Source organism: Pseudomonas sp. OA65, assembly GCF_017498305.1.
GTDB lineage: Bacteria > Pseudomonadota > Gammaproteobacteria > Pseudomonadales > Pseudomonadaceae > Aquipseudomonas > Aquipseudomonas zanjanensis.
This window is the reverse complement of sequence record NZ_JAGDEZ010000028.1, coordinates 57,547-74,791: the sequence shown is the minus strand read 5'-3', so window position 1 is coordinate 74,791 and position 17,245 is coordinate 57,547. Positions and strand designations below refer to the sequence as shown.

At 57.8% G+C, this 17,245-nt stretch carries 9 protein-coding genes; 4 read left to right on the top strand and 5 right to left on the bottom strand.

The annotated features are described in order from the left end of the window. Positions 1-299: 299 nt before the first annotated feature. Positions 300-1,133 (bottom strand): amino acid ABC transporter permease, encoded by an 834-nt coding sequence (locus tag J3361_RS21190; RefSeq protein WP_207966167.1) that lies wholly within the window; start codon positions 1,131-1,133, stop codon positions 300-302. Continuing rightward, entirely contained in the window at positions 1,130-1,951 is an 822-nt protein-coding gene (locus J3361_RS21185) for an ABC transporter substrate-binding protein (RefSeq protein ID WP_053126695.1), read from the bottom strand. Before J3361_RS21185 ends, J3361_RS21190 begins: the two co-directional genes overlap by 4 nt. Before the next feature lie 113 nt (positions 1,952-2,064). Between J3361_RS21185 and J3361_RS21180 the strand changes: the two genes are divergently transcribed. Then, a complete protein-coding gene (locus J3361_RS21180) occupies positions 2,065-2,964 on the top strand; it encodes a homocysteine S-methyltransferase family protein (RefSeq protein ID WP_207966166.1) in 900 nt (299 codons plus the stop codon). Between the two features lie 172 nt (positions 2,965-3,136). Then, the gene (locus J3361_RS29560; protein ID WP_243458963.1) at positions 3,137-8,053 is read left to right on the top strand and encodes an OTU domain-containing protein; all 4,917 of its coding nucleotides are present in this window, start codon (positions 3,137-3,139) and stop codon (positions 8,051-8,053) included. 138 nt (positions 8,054-8,191) lie between these two features. Here J3361_RS29560 and J3361_RS21170 read toward each other — a convergent pair whose 3' ends face one another. Genes J3361_RS21170 through J3361_RS21160 form a run of 3 tightly spaced genes read right to left on the bottom strand, consistent with a single transcriptional unit; the run spans position 8,192 to position 9,964 of the window. Then, positions 8,192-8,863 carry a GNAT family protein gene (locus J3361_RS21170; protein ID WP_207966165.1) on the bottom strand — a complete coding sequence of 224 codons (672 nt, stop codon included), beginning with the start codon at positions 8,861-8,863 and terminating at the stop codon, positions 8,192-8,194. Positions 8,864-8,873: 10 nt separating this feature from the next. Next, the gene (locus tag J3361_RS21165) at positions 8,874-9,320 is read right to left on the bottom strand and encodes a GNAT family N-acetyltransferase (protein WP_207966164.1); all 447 of its coding nucleotides are present in this window, start codon (positions 9,318-9,320) and stop codon (positions 8,874-8,876) included. 2 nt (positions 9,321-9,322) lie between these two features. Then, positions 9,323-9,964 (bottom strand): FMN-binding negative transcriptional regulator, encoded by a 642-nt coding sequence (locus J3361_RS21160; protein WP_207966163.1) that lies wholly within the window; start codon positions 9,962-9,964, stop codon positions 9,323-9,325. Between the two features lie 236 nt (positions 9,965-10,200). On the opposite strand from J3361_RS21160, the gene J3361_RS21155 reads away from it, so the two are divergent. Both J3361_RS21155 and J3361_RS21150 read left to right on the top strand, forming a co-directional pair. Beyond that, the gene (locus J3361_RS21155; protein ID WP_207966162.1) at positions 10,201-15,504 is read left to right on the top strand and encodes a DUF6543 domain-containing protein; all 5,304 of its coding nucleotides are present in this window, start codon (positions 10,201-10,203) and stop codon (positions 15,502-15,504) included. 155 nt (positions 15,505-15,659) lie between these two features. After that, positions 15,660-17,213 carry a PLP-dependent aminotransferase family protein gene (locus J3361_RS21150; protein ID WP_207966161.1) on the top strand — a complete coding sequence of 518 codons (1,554 nt, stop codon included), beginning with the start codon at positions 15,660-15,662 and terminating at the stop codon, positions 17,211-17,213. Positions 17,214-17,245: the final 32 nt, after the last annotated feature.

The window sequence follows — 17,245 nt, the reverse complement described above, 5'->3', positions numbered from 1 at the left end:
CGCTGGCCGAACGCAGGCATTGCGCAGTGGGCATCCCGGCATGGATGCCGGGATAGCCGCGCTGGGCCATGGATGGCCCTTCGCGGCGGGCCCACGGAGCAATGCCGGAGTGAGGGCATGCCGAGCCTAAGCGAGGCACCGAGTGGTGGGGCAGAAGCGTTTTGCTTACTTTTGACTGGGCCGGCTTCCGGGCTTCTCAAAAGTGAGCCGCCGTCAGGGCGGAACCCTAAGCAGCCGTTACCGCAGCAACGGATATACACACCGGAATAGCTTTATCGCCTCCCAGGCATTCCCCAAGCTCAACGATTATTCAGATAAGCCTTCCCATAATGCCGCTCCATCCGCGCCTGAATCAGCTCCAACGCAATGGACATCAACCAATAAATAATCGCCGCCGTCGTCAGCATCTCGATATACCGATAGCTGGAACGTCCATAAGACTGCGCCAAAAACATCACCTCCCAAACCCCCATCACCGAGATCAGCGAAGAGTCCTTGAGCATGGAGATGAACTGGTTGGTGGTCGGCGGGATGATGGTGCGCATGGCCTGGGGCAGGGTGACGCGCCAGAAGATCACGGTTTCGCTCAGGCCCAGGGCGAGGGAAGCTTCGCGTTGGCCGTTGGGGACGCCGAGGATGCCGGCGCGGAAAATTTCGCTCAGGTAGGCGCCGTAGTTGAGCGACAGCGCGATGATCCCCGCGGCGATGGCGCCGGGGACCACGCCCAGTTGCGGCAGGCCCAGGTAGATCAGCAGGATCTGGATCAGCAACGGCGTGCCGCGAAAGAATGACGCGTAGAAACTGGCGATACCGAACGCCACTGCACTGCTGGACAGCCGCGCCAGGGCGGTGATGAAGCCCAGCAATGACGAAGCGACGATCGAGCACAGGCACAGAAACAGCGTCAGCACCGCGCCTTGCAAAAAGCCATTGGGCGCCAGGTGCACGCCCAGCAGGTTTGGCAGTTTGTCGAGGATGATCGAGAACTTCAGGTCGAAGCTCAGGAAGAAACTCGCGAACAGCACCAGCATGACCGCCCAGGTCAGATACAACCGTGTGCGGAAACCAAAGATTTTTTGCAGGCGTGATTCAGCCACCGTAGGCGGTGGCTGAGGGGGTGGAAAAGAAGTCATTGGGTGATGTCGGCGCCGATCCATTTCTGCGAGAGTTTGCTCAAGGTGCCGTCCTGTTTCAACTGGGCAAAGACTTCACGCACCTTGCTGTCCCATTGGGCGTCGCCTTTTTCAATGGCCACCGAGTTCGGTTCGGAGTAGAGCGACGCGCCGGCCAGCTTGAAGCGCTTGTCTTCGGTCAGGCGCGGCTGCGCGGTCACCAGGTTGGTCAGCACCGCGTCCAGGCGCACCCCGGCGCCCAGGCCCAGGTCCTGGAACGCCACGTTGTCGGTGTCGTACGGAGCGATCTGCACGTCCTCGAACGGGTAGCTCAGTTGGGTGTCCTCGGCGCCTTCGATCACCAGGTTCTTGTTCAGGTAGCTCTCGTAGCTGGAGGCGCTGGTCAGGCCGACTTTCTTGCCGCTCAAGTCCTTGGCGCCGTGGATACGGTCGTCCTTGGCATTGACCACGATCACCGCGGGCGACGCGTAGTACTGCACCGGGAAATCGAACACTTCGGCGCGAGCCTTGCTCGGCGTCATGGAGCAGATGCAGATGTCATAGCGACCGCTCCAGTGGCCGGCCGCGATCACGTCCCAGGAGGGGGTCTCCAGGCGCAGCTTTACGCCCAGCTTCTGCGCCACGGCCTTGGCGACGTCCACGTCAAAACCGTCGAGCTGGTTCTGATCGTTGAGGAACGAGAAGGGCGGATAGCTTTCCATCAGCACGCCGACCAGCTCTTTTTTCTGTTCGATACGGTCCAGCGTGGCACCGGCGAACGCTTGCGAAGAGGCGGCCAGCAGCGTCAGGCCCAGGGCCAGCAATGGTTGTAGTTTCATGTGTAGGCCCTGTTAGAAAAATAAGTTGTAGTTCTCTGAATGGTGCGTATTAAATAGTTATAAGAACAACTCCGGTAGTGAGTATTTTTCATAAGCTTATGAGTGAATCGCATATGGGCGCAGTAACGACGGTAATTCTCGATGGCGGCATGGGCCGTGAACTGCAACGCCGCGGCGCGCCGTTCCGACAGCCCGAGTGGTCGGCCCTGGCCTTGAGCGAAGCGCCCCAGGCGGTGGAAGCCGTGCATGCGGCCTACATTGCCAGCGGCGCCAACGTCATCACGAGCAATAGCTACGCCGTGGTGCCGTTCCACATTGGCGAAGCGCGGTTCGCCGCCGAGGGCCAGGCGTTGGCCGCGCTGGCGGGTGAGTTGGCGCAACGAGCGGTACAGGCTTCAGGCAAAGCGGTGCGGGTGGCCGGGTCGCTGCCGCCGCTGTTCGGTTCCTATCGGCCGGATCTGTTCGACGCGTCCCGTGCTGGTGAATTGTTGGCGCCACTGGTGAACGGCTTGGCGCCCCATGTCGATTTGTGGCTGGCCGAGACCCAGAGCTCCACGGTCGAAGCGCGGGCGATTCACGCCGGGTTGCCGAAGGATGGCAAGCCGTTCTGGCTGTCGTTCACCTTGAAAGACGAAGACATCGATGAAGTGCCGCGCCTGCGCTCCGGCGAACCGGTGGCGGATGCCGCGGCGGTGGCGGCCGAGCTGGGAGTCGAGGTGCTGCTGTTCAACTGCAGCCAACCGGAAGTGATCGGTGCGGCCATCGATGCGGCGCGGGACACCTTCGAACGCTTGGGGGTGAAGATCCAGATTGGCGCCTACGCCAATGCCTTCCCGCCTCAACCGAAGGAGGCGACGGCCAATGATGGGCTGGACCCGCTGCGCGAAGACCTTGACCCGCCAGGCTATCTTCAGTGGGCGGCGAATTGGCAAACGCGCGGGGCCAGCCATCTGGGCGGCTGTTGCGGCATCGGCCCGGAACATATCGCGGTGCTGGCGCAAAACCTGGGCTGAGCCCGCTCGCGTCCTGCCTCTGCAAACAGGGGGCAGGGCGCGTTGAGCTGGCCTGTTGCATAGGCTTACGATCTTTAACCAGATCTCCGCCGTCCTATATATATATGTATGTTATTCCCGAATATCCGCCGCGCTAGGTTGTGTGCCCTTCATACACAACCTGGATATTCAAATGGCTGTTGTTTCAGAAAATACATTGGGTCCTTCGACGGTCGAGCTGGAGAAAGGCGGGGAGCTCAGCACGCCGGAACAATATCAACTCAAGCAATTGGCGCTGCTCGACAGCAACCAAGTGGCGCTGTCTCGTTTGTTTGCCCGCGTTCCGACATTTGATGTCGTCGTCGAAAACTTCCTGATTGATACCATCAAATCGAAAATTGCCGCCAGCAGGTTTCGTGCGCCGTTGTTCGAAACCATCGAACCGGACAGTTGCTACGTCAATCATTACACCGCTGACGGGAACGGAGCGCGCACGCTGACCTCCTCCCAGCGCTTTTCCGATGTTTTATGGAACTGCTTGCTGACCGATACACCGCCGTCCTACACCCAAGGCGGGGTGGGGTTCTTCACGCGTAGCGACTCGGTGGAGGAAGCCCACAGCCTCTTCGCAAAGCCGGTAGACGAGCAGATCCTGCGGATCATGGAATCAACGTTCTATATCGCCAACCCCACAACCAATCCCCGCTTGCAGCAGCATTTTCTTGATGAACTCAAGCGGTTTCGCAATGACAAGAACGTCAGCGACCCGTTAGGAACTTCAACGTCCTCGACGGTTGAAGCGACTTTCGCTCACCTGCTTTCCCAACGGTTCCAGCACTTCTTCGACCTGTACAAAGCCGATCGCGATTCGGTTCCACTGCCGACTCAAGAGGCCCGTATCCAGCAGGGTGAGGAGTATCGACTGCTCGACATCATCACCACTCATCCTTCCATGGCGGACAGAAACCGTTTGCTACGCAAACCCGTTCCTCAGGTCTATGCCGTCATGCTCGACAGGGAAAATGCAGCGCCGCGAAAGTGGCCGGCGGCGATGGTGATCAAGTCTGCGCAGAGCAGAGTGTTGTTCCTGTATTCCTTGGAGGGCGGGATACAGCGGTTCCATCGCTTCGAAGACTTGGTGGCGTCCGTGCATCCCCTGCACGAGGGACAGCAATGCAACATCCGGGACATGGCTTCAGAAGTGTCCGGCAATGTATTCGAGGTCGCGGCGGCAGACTTGTTGGGCGTCCAACGCACGGCGCTAGAGCAGGAACTGAACGCACCCGAAAACGAAAAAGCCGCTTTAAAGGATTTTGCCAAAACTGTGGAAGATGCGTTGGGTTTACCGGTGTTGTCATTGGCGGGGCCCTTGGCGGTGCGCCAGCGAACGGTCAATGAGAACAACCGTGCTGACTTTTATAAAAATGCGTCACGCTCGCAGCAGGCTCACTATCGCAGGCTGGAAGAGCAAGTGTTCCAAGCGGTTTATAAATTGGGTAGCGGCGTTGAGACGTTGATTCAATTTACCCGACAGAAAATCAAACAATACCTCCAGCAACGCATCCATCCCGGTATCGATCCCGATCCGGACAAAACCATGGTGACACTGACCTTCGGCAGCAAAGCCAACCCGCGACAGTCCCGTGTGGTCAGTCTGACCCAATTGATGCTCGACAATATCCGACCGCATCAGTACCCCAACGCAATGAGGGAAGTATTGACGGTTTACCTTGCCGATAAACATGGCCAGCGTATCCCTCATCCGGTCAGTGGTTTCCTGATCACATTGACAGGACGCGACCTTGCCGGCATGGCCACGACGATCGACGCCGGCGGCAATTATGAAACGTTGCTCAGGGAGAAGATGAACAAGCCAGACTACAAAAATGCCTGGCGGGCGGCGTATCTTGCCAACCTGAAGTTCAAGGGCTACGAGGCCGAGCTCCAGGGCAACGCAGTATTCAAGGCCACTGTCACCGATAGGTCTTTCGACCCTCCCAGGGTGCAGAAGCTCGTCGCCTGTTGGCTGGACGCGGTGTTGCAATCGCCTGCGACAGTCACTCGCACCCTGGTGGGCGGACAAAAAGTGCACGTTCATGGGCTGTTGCTAGGCGGTAGCGTGGGGGCTGGTGGGCAACACGGTTCGATGGGCAATGCGATCAGCATCGAGGGACCGCTGATTTTTTCGAGCCAGGATGGGCCGGACATCAAGGGTACCGTGGGCGTTTATTTCCCCGATAGCCCTGACGGCGACGATTTCCATGAGTTTGCCGATTTGAGCGATGGCATCGCGCAGCTCTTGGTGCAAAAAGAGTGGCAGGACTATTTCCGCGCACGTATCGCCACGATCAAACCCGAGGAAATCGCCCAGGCTTTAGGGCAGCGCAGCCGACCGTTGATCCGTGGCGCGCTGCTCACGGGCGACCTGTTTGATGTGCTTCATCGCGCGCATGTCAATTTCCACAGCGCTTATGCGGACCACCGTTCCAACAGCAACCTGGAAATTCGCCATCAAAGCTATGCCAGGGCCCTGACGGTGGCAACCGAGATCATGATGGACTTGGCCGGGCTGCTGATTCCTGGGCTCAGATTGTTCTCTTGGTACGTCAGGGCAGGGCTGTTTGTTCACCGTACCGGTGCGTTGCCCCTGGATTTCAAGACCCTTGTTTCCATCTTCAAAGTGACGAAAATCGGCGCGAAGGCCAGTGCCCGGCAAGCGACCGTGCCGGTCAGGGGGCAATCCACCTATCTGGTTTCTCCGGCTCGTCAGAGTCAAGAGGTGCTGACAGGCCTGCCTTTGGAAGAGTCCGTTTATAGCCGTTATGTGGTCACCGATACTTCAGTTATCCGCGGAGTGGCGCAGGACGCCCAAGGCTTCTATCGCGCGACAATCGTCAACGGCAGCAATGGCGGCGTCACTCGTCCTATCTACATCAGGCAGCCTGATGGCACGGTGTTCCGAGTGCATGACCACACGCGGTTGGCAGCTACCGAAGCGATCATCGTCGACCCCGCGACGGGTTCGAACATCCGTTCAAGTGGTGTCATGAGAAATACGGTGGCACGCATGCCGAACGGCGAATGGCGCGCTGTGGGGTTTGGTCGTGGAGGAGGAAAGCGTCCCGGAAGCACATCGCCGAAGCCCGGTCCTTCGCAACCCAAAAAACCAGCCGTGTCGGATTTCGTTCTGTCCGAGCAGATAAGACGCCCGGGCACTTGGAACAACGACATCATGGACTTGGTGCCCCCCCTCGTCACGCGTCTTCCCAATTGGCCGCAGAATCGAAGTCTGTTGATAATCGATGAAATCGCGCCTGACCATCATTGGTCTGTGCGCTTTACGCCTGGGCAAGCCGAAACCATCTATCCGTCGGGCCTTCATCCAAATCGGGCAAGTACCGATATCGTCCTGAGGCGCAGGGACCAGAACCACTATGACCTGTTGCTGGGCAGTAGCGTCCGACCATTCGCGGGTGACGGTGATTGTTTCTTCAACGCTGTTGTCGCTGGGCTGAATGAAGGACAGACGGCGCAAGCGTTCTCGATGCAAGGGCTGCGCAATTCGGTGGCCACGTATATCGAGCAAAACCCGGAGTTGAACCAATTTTTGGCGCCGCAGCCCACTGGACTGCAACAAGCACTCTTTGAAAACGCCAACTGGCTTGAGCACATCCTGGATGATTCGGCTGTGCTCTATCTCACCCGGATCGCCTACGGTGCTCCAAACCCCTATGGTTTATTCCTGCCAACAGTGGATTTCCTGAATCTGCACGCTGAAAGTTCGGTCCGTGATCTGCTGCACAATGCACCGGGGGGCGACCTTCCCCCGGAAATAATGCAACACATCGGGCGCAACCTGACCTCTCGATCGCCGGTGCAATTGACGCCGACGAGCACTCCGTTTTATGAGGATGAGCACGCGATGCGGACGTTCTTCGAGGACGTTCTACTCAAGCCGATCGTGGAGGAACATATCGTTGAACTGCTGAATAATGAGTACCTTTGGCTCTCCCAGGACGTGATGCACGTCATGCTTGAATACGGCGTGACTGCCAGGCAACTGACGGATCATCACCCCAGGAACGACTTGGCTTACGTTCAGTACGACGAAGCATTGCACGGTCATTTGGACGACGACCAATTGGATGAAGTGCTCGATGGTGCGTCTCTGGTGGACCGTGACGATCTGGAGGGCATAAAACAAAGATACCAGCGAGAGTTTGGTACCGTTCTGGAAGACGAAGAGGACCTTTTTGAACAATTCATCGCGTATGACAGGGCAGAAGAAATTATCGATTTGTATTCGGTTGCCCTTGAGCGTTACCCAACCTTGCTCGATCGCGCCAATATTGTCCTGAGATCAATGGTTATCTCGTCAACCTTGGGTAACGAATTTCCGTTGAGCGCGATTTCCAGTTGGATACGTACCCCGGCGTTGTCCGATGAGCATCTTCGACTGATTGCGCTTTATGCCGATTCTCGCGCTGAAGAAATATTGAGAGGCGAAGGCCTTGATATCGGTTGGATGCAAAGATTCGATGTTACAAACCTCCAGCATATGGTCTCTCGTATCGATACCCTCAATTCGTTTATTGAGTTTCTGGACCGTGGGCGCGTCAATGCCAACGAGTTGGCGCTCGTCAATCTATTCAGTATCAAAGGATCACTGCCCTCCAATAGCAGGGTTACGCTGCTGTTGAACAGGCCCAATTTGTGGACTGATCTTCAAAAGCTCTCGCAGGCGCAAGCTCGGCAGGTATGGCATGACTTGGTTGGCCCGCATTACACCGACCTGACTATTCGACTGGCCTTGGCACGGCCAGGTGCGTTGCGTTCCTTATCGCAGTTTGAAACAGCCTTGAGGGTCGCTCTAGGAAACGAGGAGACCCGCGCCAATCAGATAGTCCAAGAAGTCTTCGGCGTGGGTCAAAGTGAGGCTCAACAGTATCTTTATAACTTCGAGTTCCCGAGCCGTCGCTTGGGTCACGGCATTCTCGATTTTGCCTCACATCTGGAAAGTCATATGGAGGTTCCTCAATGGGTGTGGCAATACGCGCGGGACGGGGTCACGCCCGAATCGTTGAGACCGTTCGTGGAGAAACAACCGTAACGACCGATAGCCGTTGTTTTTAAACTGATCGCAAACAGGCTTGTCCCACATCGAAATCGAAACGGCCGTGTAAAAACTACCGTGGGTGATGTGGGGCGAGCCTGCGTGCATGAGGCGCCGGTCAGCGCTGTCCGCCCATCAAGATCGGCATTGCACCAATCCAAGCAGTTGTCCTTCCGGGCCTTGGTTGTCCGCGCTCAACCATCGCTCGAACCCGGCCCTGATCGCCGGCCATTCCGAGTCCAGGATCGAATACCAGGCAGTGTCGCGGTTCTGCCCCTTGACCACCATGTGTTGGCGGAACACGCCCTCAAAGGTGAACCCCAGCCGCTCGGCGGCGTATCTGGAGCGGGCGTTGGCGTTGTTGCATTTCCATTCCAGGCGGCGATAACCCAGGGCGAAAGATTCCTTGGCCAGCAGATAAACCGCCTCGGTGCTTTTCGGCGAGCGCTGCATCGGCGCGCCGAAGGTCACATGACCGATCTCGATGCGGCCTTGGGCCGGTACGATGGACATCAGACTGAGAATGCCCTGCACCTCGCCGCTGGCGCGGTCGATCACACTGAAGAAATACGGGTCGGTGTTGGCCGCATGGTTGTTCAGCCAGGCATCGAACGCGCCGCGATCGTTGAACGGCCCATAGGGCAAGTAATCCCAGAGTTTCGGGTCGGCCCCGGGGCCTTCGAGGGCTTGCCACAGGCCATCGGCATGCCGCGCCGGATCGAGTTTTTCCAGGCGGATGTAATGCCCTTCAAGCAGTTGTGCAGACGGTGCCGGGACACCTTTCCAATCAGTGAGTGAAGACGACATGCGGCGCTCCTTAAAGGGCTTTGCGAAATTGAATGTAGCCTGGGCGCTCGGCGATGCGCTCGTACAGCTGGATCGCCGTGGCGTTGGTTTCGTGGGTCAACCAGTGCACCTTGCAGCAACCATCGGCCTTGGCAGTGGCGTAGACGAATTCGATGAGCTGGCGACCCACCCCGGTGCCACGGCTCTGTTCCGTTACCAGCAGGTCTTGCAGATAGCAGGAATTCTCGATGCTCCAGTTCGAACGGTGATAGATGAAGTGCACCAGGCCCACCGCCGTGTCGCCATTCCAGGCGAGGGCGGCATGAGTCGGTTCGCTGCCATCGAGCAAGCGCTGCCAGGTACTTTGGCTGACCATGTCCGGCAGTTCAGTTTTGTAGAAACGCAGATAGGCTTGCCACAGCGGCAGCCAGGCGGCATGGTCGTCGGCGCTGACGCGGCGGATTTCGAGCAGGCTCATGTTCACTCCTTGGACAATTGTTCAGGTATCAGCCGGGCGAGGGCCAGATCCTGTGGGTCAGGGCTGGCCGCGAGCCCGTGGTGGACCCCGGTGATATCTTCCGGGCTGCGGTTCTGGCTGAGCTTGCGCTTGCCTTCCAGGCGCTGGATGGGCAGGGCGAAGCCGACGATGGCCTTGAGCATGCTGTCGATGTACTCGGCCGGTGCATCGTCGATCTTCCACGGCTGGGCGCGGCCGGTTTCGTGGCGGTCGGTGAGGGCGCCGACCAGGTTGCGCAGGCGATGAGCGTCGCTGAACACCTCAGCGCTGCCGTAGGCGTGTACGGTCACGTAGTTCCAGGTCGGCACGACCTTGCCGTGTTCGGCCTTGCTCGGGTAGAAACTCGGGCTGATGTAGGCCTCGGCGCCGGCGAATATCACCAAGGCTTCGGCGCCGGCCTCCAGGTCGCGCCATTGCGGATTGGCCCGGGCCATGTGCCCGTAAAGGCTTCCGTTCGGTCCTTGTTGCGTATCCAGCAAGAGCGGCAAATGGCTGGCTTGCAAGCCGTGTTCACCCTGGGTAACCAATACGGCCAGGCGGCAATCACTCATTATCCGTTGCAGTTGGGGCAGGTCTTCGACGGCAAAGGCTTTGGGGTTGTACATGATGGCTTTTCCTTGGCGAATGCAAACATCCTAGGCTGGACATTGGTCCGATGTAAGAGCCAGTTCCATCCATTTTTATAGGTCCATTCGGCTGGGGATCACCCCGACACGCTGCTATCTCAACATGCGAACTTACACTTGCGATCGGTTGCAAGTGCAGGTCTATATATATGTATGCCGTCGCTGGATCGACGCCAAGGTACGGTTAAAGATCTTCATTCAAAGATGGATCTTTTATGTCGTCGTTTTTTAGAGATGAATCAAACACGGCGTCGCAAGCCGTTCTTGCGGACTTAACTCCCCTCAAACCGCTGCCCAACGCCAGTCCATTCAAATCCCACGAATTTGCAAATCAATGGTTGCTCGAATTAGGGCTCCAAGGCGACGCGAAAGTGGGCGTGACGTATCAGGAAGTCAAAGCTGCCAATAAGCCCGTGGAGGACAAGCGCGCCTGGGTTCACTTGCGTGTGGCCGTTACCCAGGGCTTTCTGACCGCTTATCAAAGCAAGCCGATTCCCGGTCACGCGAGCTTTACCCGGTGCGAGAGTTGGGTCGCTTATCCTTATAGAAACCGCATGAGCCCGGACTTTTCAACGCTTCGGGTTAATGGCCTTGCCCTGTCGAACAGTGTCCTGACGAAACTGCAAGAGGGTGTCCCGCCAGACTATAAAGGAGAGGAGCCTGCCCATACTGCGGTGGTGCGTCCACCCAGTCCGCTTGATCCCCGTGAAGCGATCCGAGGCACACTATTGAAGCGGTTAGGTACCCATGCCGCCGACCTGGCTCGTTTGTTTGCCGGCTTGCCGACATTCGACACGGTACTCAAGCATCTATTGGTCACCTCGATCAGGGAAAAATTTGACCCCAGCCAATTTCGCGCACCATTGCGACAGACGCTCGACCCGGACAGTTGTTATGTAAACCACTTCACCACGGACACGTTTGGGAAGCGCTCGCTGGTGTCCTCCAAAAGCTTCAGTGATGTGCTGTGGGACTGTTTGCTCGATAACGCGCCACCGGGCAACACGATAGGGGGTGTGGGCTTCTTCACCCGTCCAGACTCGGTAGAAGATAGGGACAGTGTTTTCGTCGCGCCACTCGATGAAACTACCCTGCAAGCCATGGAGTCGGCTTTTCATATTGCCAACCCGACAACCCACTACCGGGTCAGGCTTCAGTTCCTTGATGATTTAACCGCATTTCGTACCAAAGAAAGCCTGGAAGATTCCCGCGATGCATCCATCAGAATCACAGTTGAGCAGGCGCTGGCCTTCAGGCTCTCCCAACGCTTCTTGTACCTTTTCGATTTATACAAAGCTGATCGAAACCCCACTGTTCAATTAAGCCAAGCCGCCCGAATTATTCAGTATGACGAGGATCGGCTGTTGGACCTCATCCTGACCCATCCCGCCAAGGCGAGCCGGGACCGGCTGATGAACAAGGCGCGAATGGCGTATGTCTACAAGGTCATGCTGGATACGGGCGGTGAGGCACAGCAAACATGGCCTGCGGCCTTCGTGATCAAGCAAATCGACCTGGACGTATTGTTCTTGTATTCCTTGGAAGGCGGAATACAGCGATTCGATGACGTACACGAAATGGTAGCGACGGTCAGCCCTTTTTATGAGGGGCAGAAACGGAAAATCAAACACATCGATCTTGAGCTTTTCGAACATGTCTTCGAGAACGCCGCAAAAGAACTGCTGCAGCTTCAGCACACCGCGCTTGAAACCGTCTTGAAGGATCCCGAAAAGGCGCAGTTCGATCTGATTGCCTTTGCCACGGCCACCGAAGCGGCGCTTGAGCTGCCGATGTTGGCGCTCGAAGGTCCATTGATCGCTCGTGGCGAGACCTTGCTTAAAAATGCCCGTCCCGGCGCGTATAGAACCGCCTCGACGTTTAAAAAAATGACGTATAGAGCGTTAGAACATGAAGCCTCGAAAACTGAAGAAGAGGCTGCGCGTGAGCGTGTCCAGTCACTCTTGGTGTTCACCCGCGAAAAAATCAAAGCCTACCTTCGCAGCCGTCTTCACGTTGACATAGATCCTGATCCGGATAAAACGCTGATCACCTTGTTCCAGGGCAACGCGTGCCGCCTGAAAGATTCGCGAGCGGTCAGCCTGACGCAACTCATGCTCGATAACCTGCGCCCTGCGCAATACCCCAATGCGATGAGAGAGATACTGCCTGTCTACCTTGCCGATGAAGACGGGCGGCCTGTTTATCACCCCGTCACCGGTTGCCTCATTGTTCTGAGCGGACCTGAACTCGCCCAAATGGCAACCCACCTTGATATCGGCGGGCGCTATGAGATTTACATTGGCGAGAAACTGCAAGCCAATGACCACCAGAAAGCCTGGTGGAACGCCTATAAAGCCAACATGAACTTGCGTGGATACGAAGCCATTCTCAAGGGCGACGAAGTATTCAAGGCCGAGGTGCTCGACGGGACCACGCCCGCGCGACATGAAAAACAGGTTCCGCTCTGGCTGGATGCTGTTCTTAAGTCGTCATCGGCAAAGGAGCGTAAGTCGGTCCAGGGACGAAAGGTCAATGTCTACGGGCTGTTACTCGGCGGTAGCGTAGGTGCCGCAAACCAGCAGGGCACCTTGGGCAATGCGACCAGCGTCGATGGCGTGTTGATCTTTTCAGATCAGGATGGGCCGGACATCCAAGGCACCGTGGGTGTTCATTTTCCGGACAGCCCGGACGGCAATGATTTCCAAGAGTTCTCCAATCTCGGCGACGGCATTGCAAACCTGCTGCAGGTCGAGACTTGGCGGGCCTACTTTTCCTCGCGCATTGCTACTAACAATCCTGAAGAGATCAAGCAGCTATTAGGTCAGCGAGGCGGTCGACCGTTGATTCGTGGCTCGCTGATAACGGGGGATCTTGGTGAGGCGCTTTATGCCGCTCATATCAAGTTTTTGGGGGCGCACGCCAACCATCGCTCCAATAGCAACCGGGAAATAACCCATCAAACCATCGTCATCGCTGTGATGTCGGCGTTCGAAACGCTTATCGACGTGGTGGGGGCCTTGGCGTTTTTCTACGGCTTTTTGAAAGTATTCATGTTCGTCGCCAAGACTGGGCGCATCCCAATCCACCTGAGCATCGTCAAAGATTTGCTGGCGTCTGGTGTAACGCGCAACCCAGGCGCGGGTATGACGGGCCTGTCACGCAGTGGGTCATTTTTCCAAGGAATGATGGCGCGCCTGAAGCAGCAAAAGCAGCCAGCGGGGCTGGCTCTGGAGCCAGCCATCTATAGCCGCTATGCGGTGGCTGACCGATCGGTGATACGCGGGCTTTCCCCGGATGCTGGCGGCTTCTATCGCGCCGCCGTCCAGGATGTCGCAACCGGTACTGTCACGGCGCGCCCCGTATACGTTCGGCAACCGGATGGGACGGTGCTTCGCGTGCACGATCATACGAAGGTAAACGCAACCGAGGCCATCCTTGTCGACCCCGACACTGGGTTGAGCATTCGCTCCAGCGGCGTGATGCGAAGCACCGTGGCACGGATGCCTAATGGTGAATGGCGCGCCGTAGGATTCGGTTTGGGTGGCGGAGGCCGTAAACGCCCCAGGAGCCCATCCCCCAAGCCAGGACCTTCAAGGCCCACAGTCGCTGTGCCAGGCAGTCCCCCGGAGGCGGATACGCTTTCTCAGTCGATCCAGGATATGGCCGCTTTGGTAGAGCGATCCGGCGAGTGGGCTAACCCGGTGATGGACCTGGTCCCGGAGTTCATGCCCAATCTTGCGAGTTGGCCTTCAAACCGTGGCCTGGTGGTTATCGATGAGCGTCCGGGGCGGGACGTCTCCATGATGCGGTTTGTCTCGGGCGCCAACCCGGCCTACCAGTTGACCAGTGCGCCAGACCTGCAAGCGGATGTCGTCGTCAGGCGCAGGGGCGGTAACCATTACGAACTGCTGCAGGCCAATCATGCCGCCCCCATAGAGATGCCGAGGGATGGTGATTGTTTCTTCAGCGCCGTGGCCCTGGGGTTGAACACACTCGAGGGGGGAAATGCCTTCTCTGTCAGAGGGCTGCGTGTAGCATCTGCCAGGTACATTCGCCAGAACGGTCAGATGTTCAGCTTCATGGAGACTCCGCAGCCACTGTCAGGCGTAGAGCCCATGCTCGAGAACCTGCTCGGCAGGGAGACGTTGCATGTACTCACAAGGGGCTTTTCCGAAGCGCCTGCGCAGAGTGGGTTGTTTCAGCCCCTTCGCCTATACCTGGATGCAGCGGTGCATGCGTCACCCCTTGCGGCTGCAACACAACGGAATCGATTGAAACGGTTTTCCGACCTGTTACCCGCGCGACATCGCTATGGATTGGCATCGTTGCGCGAGCCGTATACGCCTGAGCAACTGACCGCCATACGGGTCTTTGTTGGCCAGGTTCTGGTCGGTGATGAGAACAAGGAAATGCTGAATTCGATATTCAGGGATCCGGCGTTTACGGTTACCCGGGATTTGGTGCATGTCATGCTCGAATACGGTATCTCCATTGGAGATCTGCACAAATTCTATCCAAAAAATCAAAGAGGTTATGTGCTGTATGACACGGCGGTACATGGGCAGTTGAGTGCGCGTGAGCTTCTGGATTCGATGGGCAGGGCAGATTTTGTGTACCCGACGCAGTTAACTGCACTGGCGGACAGGCTGAGAGTCAATACCGGCGTGCATGTCATCGATACCGAGAGGCTGATGCATTTATACCGGTATGAACAATCGGTCATTAGGACCATCGGTTTGCTGCGCGCCTCGCTTCGCAACAGTCCACTTTTGTTGCATCGAGCCGAGATACTTCTGGCCTCGCCAGTGATCTCCAATAACCTGGGTGGGCGACTGCGTATCGCGGTGTTTGCAAGATGGATAGGCCAAACGGCGATCAGCCAGGAGAAAGTTCGCGCCATGGCCAGGTATGCCGATATGCGTCTCAGTGAGTTGTTGTCGACAGGCACTATCGACATTCGATGGATACACCTGTTTGATGAACCCAACATTGGCAGGATTCTGGACAGTTCAAGCGAGATCGTGAACTTCTATCGGTACGTGACGCCGTCGTCGGCAAAGGCAGAAATGCCAGTGGTCCTCAGATTGCTCAGTGCCGCGGGTGAGTCACCTTCCAACTCCAGAGTGGCCATGCTACTCAGCACCCCGAACCTGTTCGACAACCTGAGCAGAAACTTCACACCCGAACAGGCTCGGAAGGTCTGGACGGACCTGATCAGCCAGAATTACAGCGACAGCAATATTCAAGGCACACTCGCGCGAGCGGACGCGCTGAACTCCGAGGTGGATTTCGCCGCATCGTTGGTTATCCAACTGATGGAGGACGTCAAGCGCGCGGAGCAAATCGTGGCCAGCATCGTTGCTGATCCGGCCATTTCCGCGAACGTGATGGCGAATCTGTACAGGTTTGAACTGACGAATAATCGTGCGCAGCACAACTGGCTAAGTTTCGTGGAGCATGTGAGCCGTTCCAAGCAAATACCCGATTGGGCCTGGCAGTATAAAAAGTCAGGAAACTGACTGACCCGTGGCTATCGCGAGCCCATCGCGATAGCCACGCCTCGCCGCACCCATCGATGATTTCCCTTGGCGATTGCGTCTATCCGAGGCAGGCTATTGGTCCGTTGCAAGAGCCGATTCTGGCCCATTCGATAGGCCCATTCGCGAAGGTTTACATGAATCACGCCGTGCCACCACTGTCCTTCAACCCCGCGGGAATCGAGCTCGACCGTCGCCAGGGACTCAGTCGCCAGCTTTATCAGGCTTTGCGTACCCGAGTCCTGGATGGGCGCCTGGCCAGCGGCACGCGCCTGCCGGCCAGTCGTGACTTGGCGGCAGCCTTGTCGATCTCGCGCAACAGTGTCGTCAGGGCGTATGACCAGCTCTACGCCGAGGGTTTCATTGAAGGGCGTGTGGGTGACGGCACCTATGTGGCAAAACTGTCCACAATGGCATTGCCGCTGAAAAATATATCCACAGAACTGTCCACAGGGTTTTCAACAGGCTTATCCCCAGGGTTATCCACAGATTGGCTCGATTTACCTGTGGTTCCGTCCAGTAAAATCATCCACAGCGACGCGTTGAACCGCGTCGAAAAAAACCATTTGGCCCAACCTCCCAGTGGCCCACCGCGGGCGTTTCGAGTCGGCGTGCCGGCTTTCGATCTGTTCCCTTTCGACGTCTGGGCCAAGCTGAACGCGGCTTTCTGGCGTAAGCCGGACCTGCAACGGCTGTGCTACGGCGATCCCCAAGGGGATGCGCGCCTGCGCGAACTGGTCGCCGCTTACCTGCGCAGCTCACGGGGGTTGCATTGCACGGCTGAACAAATTGTGATCACCAGCGGCGCGCAGCAGGGCATCAGCCTTTGTGCACAGCTGTTGGTCGACCCGGGGGACGTTGTGGCGGTGGAAAACCCCGGTTATCGCGCCGCCGGGCACGCGTTTGCGGTCGCCGGGGCCGACATCAAGGGCGTGCCGGTCGATACGGACGGGCTGGATTGCACGGCCCTCGATAAATTGAATCACTGTAGGTTGGCCTACGTCACACCGTCCCATCAGTACCCGACCGGTGTGGTCATGAGCCTGCCACGGCGGCTGGAACTGCTGGCCTGGGCCGAACGCAACGACAGCTGGATCGTCGAGGATGACTACGATGGCGAGTACCGCTACAGCGGCGCACCGCTGGCGCCGTTGGCTGCGCTGGACCGCCAGGGCCGTGTGCTTTATGTCGGTACGTTCGGCAAAGTGGCGTTTCCGGCCTTGCGCCTGGGCTACTTGGTGTTGCCCCCCGGCCTGGTCAATGCTTTCGCCCGGCGGCGCGCGGTGGACGTGCGCCACTCGGAAGTCAGCACCCAAGCCGTGATGGCCGAGTTCATGGCCGCTGGGCATTTTCAGCGGCATATCCGGCGCATGCGCCGGGCCGCACTGGCCCGGCGTGATGCGTTGCTTGCAGGTTGGCCCAGGGATGTCGCGGGGGTTGGCACCCTGCCCACGGTGGTGGCCGGGCTGCATGTCACGGTGCCTGTGGACAGCATTGAGCGTGAAGCCGAACTGATTGCCCAGGCGAGTCGCGTGGACATCGAAATCAACGGCCTGAGTAGCTATTGGCTGCCTGCCACTCCATCGCAAGCACGGGCCGGCCTGGTGTTGGGGTTTGCAGCGGTTCCGCCAGCGGCGATACGCACCGCGCTGGCAGACTTGGCAAAGGCCTGGACAATCTCGCGTCTGTAATCGGGCGGCGACGGCCGGCCCGACTCGATCGT